This is a genomic window from Micrococcus sp. HG099 (genome assembly GCF_024723355.1).
In the GTDB taxonomy this organism is placed as follows: Bacteria; Actinomycetota; Actinomycetes; order Actinomycetales; family Micrococcaceae; genus Micrococcus; species Micrococcus endophyticus.
This window is the reverse complement of the sequence record NZ_JANQCJ010000123.1, coordinates 1-6,734: the sequence shown is the minus strand read 5'-3', so window position 1 is coordinate 6,734 and position 6,734 is coordinate 1. Positions and strand designations below refer to the sequence as shown.

Sequence of the window (6,734 nt, the reverse complement as noted above, 5' to 3'; positions counted from 1 at the left end):
GGGCGGGTCTGCGCCGCGTCCTCCCGGAACTCCTGCGTGGACAGCGTGGCGCCCTCGCGGACGAACACGGCGCGGTCGGACATCTCCTCGAGCTCGGCGAGCACGTGGGAGGAGACGAGGATGGCGGTGCCCTCGGCGGCCATGGCGCGCACGTCGTCCCGCAGGCGGATGCGCGCCGCCGGGTCCAGCCCGTTGGCGGGCTCGTCCAGCAGGAGCACGCCGGGGCGGTGCACCGTGGCGCGGGCCAGGGACAGGCGCTGCTGCTGGCCGCGGGAGAGCACGCGCGCGGGGCGGTCCGCGAACTCGGTGAGGGCCACGCGCTCGAGCTGCTCCCCGGCGCGGGCCGCGGCCTCGGCGGCGCCCATGCCGTAGAGCCGGCCGAGGCTCGTGAGGATGTCCCGGCAGGTCAGGGACTCCCACACACCGAGCGTGTCCGGCATCCAGCCCAGCCGACGGCGGGCCTCCTGGGGCTCGCGGACGGCGTCCACGCCGCCGATGGTCACGGCTCCGGCGTCCGGGCGCAGCAGGGTGGCCAGCAGGAGCATGAGGGTGGTCTTGCCCGAGCCGTTGGGGCCCACGAGGGCGGTCACGGACCCGGACGGGACGGTCAGGGACACGTCCCGCACGGCGTGGACGTCGCCGAACGAGCGGGCCAGGCCGTGGGCCACGATCCCGTCGTGGGGGGCCGCGCCCGTGGCGGGGGCGGCGGGAGGGGGAGCTGTCGCGGTCATGGCCCCATCGTGCGCGCCGGCCCGGGCCGGGCGGATCCACCCAGGGGATGATCCGGGCCCCGCCGGGGCCGGACCGCGGTCGCATGCCGGGCCGGGCGCCGTCGTCGTGGCGCGGAGTGCGCACCATCCCACCATGCGAACGCCGCGTTCACAGAGCGGACCGGCGGGCCGGGGCGGTCCTAGACTTGCCCCGAACCGACCCCTGACCGTCCGGAGGGACCCATGAGTCTCATCGTCCAGAAGTTCGGCGGCTCCTCCGTGGCCGACGCCGCCAGCATCCAGCGGGTGGCGCGGCGCGTGGCGGACACCGTGCGCGCCGGCCATCGGGTGTGCGTCGTGGTCTCGGCCATGGGCGACACCACCGACGAGCTGCTCGACCTCGCCGCCGAGCTCACCCAGGACGCCCCCGCCCGCGAGATGGACATCCTCCTCTCCGCCGGCGAGCGCATCTCCATGTCCCTGCTGGCCATGGCCATCCACGCCGAGGGCGTCGAGGCCCGCTCCTACACGGGCTCCCAGGCCGGCATGATGACGGACACCTCCTACGGCCGCGCCCGGATCGTGAAGGTCAACCCGCACCGCGTGCAGGAGGCCCTCGACGCCGGCGGCGTGGCGATCGTGGCCGGATTCCAGGGCGTCAGCCCCGAGTCCAAGGACATCACCACCATGGGCCGCGGCGGCTCGGACACCACCGCCGTCGCCCTGGCGGCCGCGCTCGGCGCGGACGTGTGCGAGATCTACACGGACGTGGACGGCGTGTACTCCGCGGACCCGCGCGTCGTGCCCTCCGCCCGCAAGCTCACCGAGCTCTCCTCCGAGGAGACCCTCGAGATGGCCGCGTCCGGCTCCAAGGTGCTGCACCTGCGCTCCGTGGAGTACGCGCGCCGCTTCGGCGTGCCGATCCACGTGCGCACCTCCTTCTCCGACCACGAGGGCACCTGGATCATGCCCGACCCGAACGACACCATCACCCTGAAGGAAGGCGCTCCCATGGAACAGCCCATCGTCTCCGGCGTCGCCCACGACCGCTCCGAGGGCAAGGTCACGATCGTCGGCGTCCCGGACGTGCCCGGCAAGGCCGCCGAGATCTTCCGCGTGATCGCCGAGTCGAACGTGAACATCGACATGATCGTGCAGAACGTCTCCCGCGAGGGCTCCGGCACCACGGACATCTCCTTCACCCTGCCCATCGTGGAGGGCAAGGACGCCATGGCGGCCCTGCGCGCGGCGCAGGAGCGGATCGGCTTCCAGGACATCGTCTCGGACAAGGAGATCGGCAAGCTCTCCCTGATCGGCGCCGGCATGCGCTCGAACCCGGGCGTCTCCGCCACGTTCTTCAAGGCCCTCTCGGACGCCGGCGTGAACGTGGACCTGATCTCCACCTCGGAGATCCGCATCTCCGTGGTCACCGCGGAGGACAAGCTGGACGACGCCGTGCGCGCCGTGCACACCGCCTTCGGCCTGGACGCCGAGGAGGAGGCCACCGTCTACGGCGGCACCGGCCGCTGAGCGGGTCCCCCCGCCCACCACGACGCCGGCCCCGCACCTTCAGCGTGAAGGTGCGGGGCCGGCGTCGTGCGTCAGGAGACTTTCGTTCGGGATTCCGTCGCTTCCATCCCGGCATTCCGGGATGGAAGCGACGATTCCCCGAGCGAAAGCGGGGGGCCGTCAGGGACGGATCACGGGACCGTGACGGTGACGTCGGTGGTCACACCGGCGTCCCAGGTCACGAGGCCCTTCCAGGTGCCCTCGGTCAGGCCGGACCAGGCCAGCTCGGCCGTGGTGGCCTCGCCGGTGGTCACCGGCACCGGGTTCGGGTCCACCGTCAGGTTGCCCACGTCCTCGCGGAGCTTGAGGGTCTCCAGCGAGGCGGTGTCGGTGCCGGCCGGGGCCGAGTACAGGTGACCGATCACGGTGTACTCGCCGGGGACCGGGTTCTGGATGGTGAGCGTCTCGTCGCCCGCCGCGGTCGCCATGTTGAGCTGGCGGCCCTGCGGGGTGATGACGTACAGATCCCAGTCGACGCCCTCGGCGCCGGCATTGATCGAGGCGACGAGGGCCTTGGTGCCCTCCTCGACGTTCACCACGCGGCCGGCGAGCGCGGCACCCGAGGCCGAGGTGTTGGCCACGGCCGAGACCTCGGCGGCCTCCACCTTGCCCAGACCCAGGATCTGCGGGGTCAGCTCACCGGTCATGCCCGGCTCGATCTCCACGGTCGCGGAGCCCTCGGCGCCAGAGCCCTCCACCGCGGAGGTCGCGGTGGCGGACAGGGCCTTCAGGGTCACCGGGGAGGTGACGGTGGGGACGGCCTTGCCCTTGGCGGTGCTCCAGGACATGGAGCCGTGGGCCCAGGTGTTCACCTCGGCGTCGGTGCGGGTGAAGGTCAGCTCGACCTCGGCCGACTGGCCCTTCTTCAGGTCCAGCATGGACGGCGAGGCGGTCACCTCGAAGCCCGGCACGGAGCCGGAGAACTGCCAGCGGCCGTTCTCGGTGGCGGTCAGGGTGCGGGTCACGGAGGCGGAGCCCACGACGTCCGGGATGGCCACGGACGGGACGTTGACCTCACGGCCGGCGATCTCGCCGAGCAGCAGGGCGTCCCACTGGGTCGAGTCGGCCTCGTAGACCAGGCCTGGGCGGGCGGCGGCCTTCGGGTCGGCCGAGCCGGCGCCGGTGGCGAAGTTGTCCTCGTTCACCGAGCCGTCGGCATTGAACACGTCGCCGGCGGTGGTCATGAGGGCGGACTTCACGGCCATCGGGGACCAGGCGGCCTCCTTGCCGATCAGCAGGGCGGCCATGCCGGCCAGGTTCGGCGAGGCCATGGAGGTGCCGGACATCAGGCCGAACTCGTTGCCGTTGTAGTCGGGATCCAGCGGCGAGACGCCGGCGATCACGTTCACGCCGGGGGCGGCGACGTCAGGCTTCAGGAACTCCTGGTTCACGGCGTTGGACGGGCCGCGGGAGGAGAAGCCGGCGATCTGCGGCAGCGGGTCCTGGGGCAGGCCCGTGGTGTCGCCACGGATGATCGTGGCGGTGAGGTCGGAGGACTTCACCTTCTCGATCACGCCGTCGGTGTCGTTGATGTGCACGGTGGGCACGGAGTGGATGTCCGCGTCCAGCGAGCCGGTGGGGGTGTTCGCGAGGATCATGCCCACGCCGCCGGCCTCGGCCACGACGGCGGACTTCTCCACGCGGGCGTTCTGGCCGCGCTCGCAGAGCACGATCTTGTCGGCGGCCTCGGCGGTCAGCGAGCCGGGCAGGCAGAGGCGCGCGGCCTCGGCGTCGCCGGCGGCCACCTCAGAGGCGTGGATGACCTCGGCCGGGCCGGCATCCGAGCCGGCGGAGGAGGCGCCGCGGTACTTGGTGCCGTCCGAGAACTCCACGGTGCCGGTGAGCTCGTTGGAGAACGTCTCCGCGGCCACGGTGGTGAGCCACGGCGAGGAGTGGTTCACCGTGTTGGGGGTCGGGCCGGAGTTGCCGCCGGAGGCGGCCACGAAGATGCCGGCCTCGGCCGCGGACTTGAAGGCCATGGCGACCGGGTCCACGATCGTGGTGTTGCTGCCGGAGATCGAGTAGTTCAGCACGTCGACGTTGTTCTCGATGGCCTGCTCGATCGCGGCCACGGAGGCGGAGGTGTAGCAGCCGCCGGTGTTCGGATCGTTGTCCTCCCAGCAGATCTTGTAGGAGATCAGGCTGGCGGCCGGGGCCACGCCGGCGCCCTCGCCGAAGGAGGTGCCGTCGATGGTCTGCTCCACGCCGGTGTTGCCCAGGATGGTGGTGGCCACGTGGGTGCCGTGCGAGAACACGCCGAGCGGGGAGAGCTGCTCGGCCGGGTGGCGGTTCTCCACCGGCACGAAGCGCTCGAAGTCGTCGGAGAAGGCGTAGGCGCCGATGAGCTTGGTGTCGCAGGAGTCGGCCGGGAAGCCCGGGCCGGTCTCGCACTCCGCGGTGGCGGTGGTGCCGTCCGCCTTGAGGACCGCGATGTCCCCGTCCGCGGTGCGGTACGGCTCGCCGACCTTGGCCTTGCCCTTGAGGGGCTTGACCGGCTCGGCGTCGATGAACGGGTTGTCCGGGTGGATGCCGGTGTCGATGACGCCGACCACGACGCCCTTGCCCGCGTTCTCCGGCTTGCCGTAGGTGGTGTTCCAGGTGCCCTTCTTGCCGGGCAGGCCGAGGAACTCGGTGGAGGAGTAGTCCGGGGCGACCTGCTCGTCCGGGGCGACGCCGAGCACGGCGGAGTCCTTGGACAGGCGCATGGCCTCTTCGGCGGTCAGCTCGGCCACGAAGGCGTTGACGGCGCGCTGGAAGGTCATCTTGGGCTCGACGCCGTTGTCACGGGCGACCTTCTCCTGCTGGCGCTGGAGCTTGGCCTCGTAGTTCTTCACGCGGGGGTGGTCCGGGTCGAACTTGGCCTTCGGGGCGGCGCCGGGCGCGGGGGCGCCGGCCTCCTGGGCGGTCACCGAAGGGGCGTCCTTCAGCACCACGAAGTAGCGACCGTCCTCGAACTGCTGCTCGACCTTCGCCTCGCCCTGGGGGCTGGTGACGACGCTGCCGTCCGGCAGTTCGACGGCGATGGCCGACGCGGCGAGCGCGGGTGCGGCCACCAGGCTCGCGCCGACGACGGCCGCGGCCAGGGCCCGGCGGCGCCGGGCAGGGGTGGGGATGTGAGGCATAGCCTCCGCCTTTCTCATCGAGGTCCGCTCCGGTCCTGCCCCTGGCCGATGGGTGTACGGCAGGCGGGGCAGGGGGATGCCGCGTGTGATCGGCACCACAGGAGGACACGTGCAATCTACCCGCCAGTACGGTGTTTGACCAGAGTGTTACCAGGGTGCGTCCAGGAGCGTCATGCACCCTGGCCGCGACGCCGCCCCGGTGGCCGCGTCGGGCCCCCACAGGGGAGGATGGCGGGGACATGCCTGCACACCCCCGCCCCGCCGTCCCCCGCACCGCCCCGGCGGACGCGACGGACCCGACCGCCGTCGTCGTGCTCCGCCCCGAGGAGTGGCTCGCCCGCTCCGCCGCCCACCGCGAGCGCATCGAGGCCCGCACGGCGCCGCTTCTCGAGCTCCACGGGCGCGGTGAGCGCCATCCGGTGCAGGACTTCCTGTTCGGCTACTACACGCACTCCCCCGCCGCGCTGGCGCGCTGGCATCCGGGGGCCGGCGTCGTGCTGGCCGATCCCGACGGCGCCGCCGCGGCCGCCGAGGCCGAGCGGGACGGCGCCCCGCACCGCGGCGGATGGCGGCACCTGCGGGCCACGGAACCCGGCGAGATCCCCGGCGCGGAGCCGGACGGGCGCCCGACGGTCGGCTGGACCGTGGACGCGGGCGCCTTCGCGGCGGACCGGGCCACGGGGATCGCGTTCACGGCCGAGCTGCTGGAGCGCACCGCCGCCCGGCCGGCCCGGCTGGGCTGCTTCGGCCTGCACGAGTGGGCGATGGCCTACCGCTCGGACCTGCACGGGGTGCGGCACTCCCGCCTGCCGCTGCGCCTGGGCGCCGAGGGGACCGACGCGGTGGTGGAGTCCCAGCGGATCCGGTGCACCCACTTCGACGCGTTCCGGTTCTTCGCGCCCGAGGCGCGCGGTCTCAACGAGGGCGCGGACGGGGTCCTGCCCACCCGCGCCGGCATGCGGGACATGGAGCAGCCGGGCTGCCTGCACGCGGGGATGGACCTCTACAAGTGGGCGTACAAGCTGCTGCCGTGGGTGTCCTCGGACCTGGTGGCCGACTGCTTCGACCTGGCCTGGGACATCCGCGCCCTGGACATGCGCGCCTCCCCGTACGACCTGCGCGGCGTCACCGACCTGACCGGCGGCGACTACCCGCCGGTGCGGATCGAGACGCCGGAGGGGCGGGCCGAGTACGTGCGCGCCCAGCGCGGGTTCGCCGACCGGGGGCAGGCACTGCGGGCCCGGCTGCTCGCGGCGCTCGCGCCGCTGCTCGGGGACGACGCGCGGGGCTGACGGGGCGGGGGCCGCGCCGGGGGCTTCGCGGGGCGCGGCAC

Annotated in this window: 4 protein-coding genes; 2 read left to right on the top strand and 2 right to left on the bottom strand. The window is 73.1% G+C overall.

What is annotated here, in order from left to right:
* The coding region (locus NWP10_RS09840; RefSeq protein WP_258300775.1) for an ABC transporter ATP-binding protein at positions 1 to 731 on the bottom strand (731 nt) is incomplete at its 3' end.
* A 222-nt stretch (positions 732 to 953) separates the two neighbouring features.
* Here NWP10_RS09840 and NWP10_RS09835 point away from each other — a divergent pair.
* Complete coding sequence (locus NWP10_RS09835; protein ID WP_258300774.1) at positions 954 to 2,240, top strand: aspartate kinase; 1,287 nt, start codon at positions 954 to 956, stop codon at positions 2,238 to 2,240.
* A 170-nt stretch (positions 2,241 to 2,410) separates the two neighbouring features.
* Here the strand turns inward: NWP10_RS09835 and NWP10_RS09830 are convergent, their stop codons facing one another.
* The gene (locus NWP10_RS09830; protein WP_258300773.1) at positions 2,411 to 5,401 is read right to left on the bottom strand and encodes a S8 family serine peptidase; all 2,991 of its coding nucleotides are present in this window, start codon (positions 5,399 to 5,401) and stop codon (positions 2,411 to 2,413) included.
* 239 nt (positions 5,402 to 5,640) lie between these two features.
* Here NWP10_RS09830 and NWP10_RS09825 point away from each other — a divergent pair, with 239 nt between their 5' ends.
* Positions 5,641 to 6,693, top strand: a complete 1,053-nt coding sequence (locus NWP10_RS09825; protein ID WP_258300772.1) for a 3-methyladenine DNA glycosylase — start codon at positions 5,641 to 5,643, stop codon at positions 6,691 to 6,693.
* Positions 6,694 to 6,734: the final 41 nt, after the last annotated feature.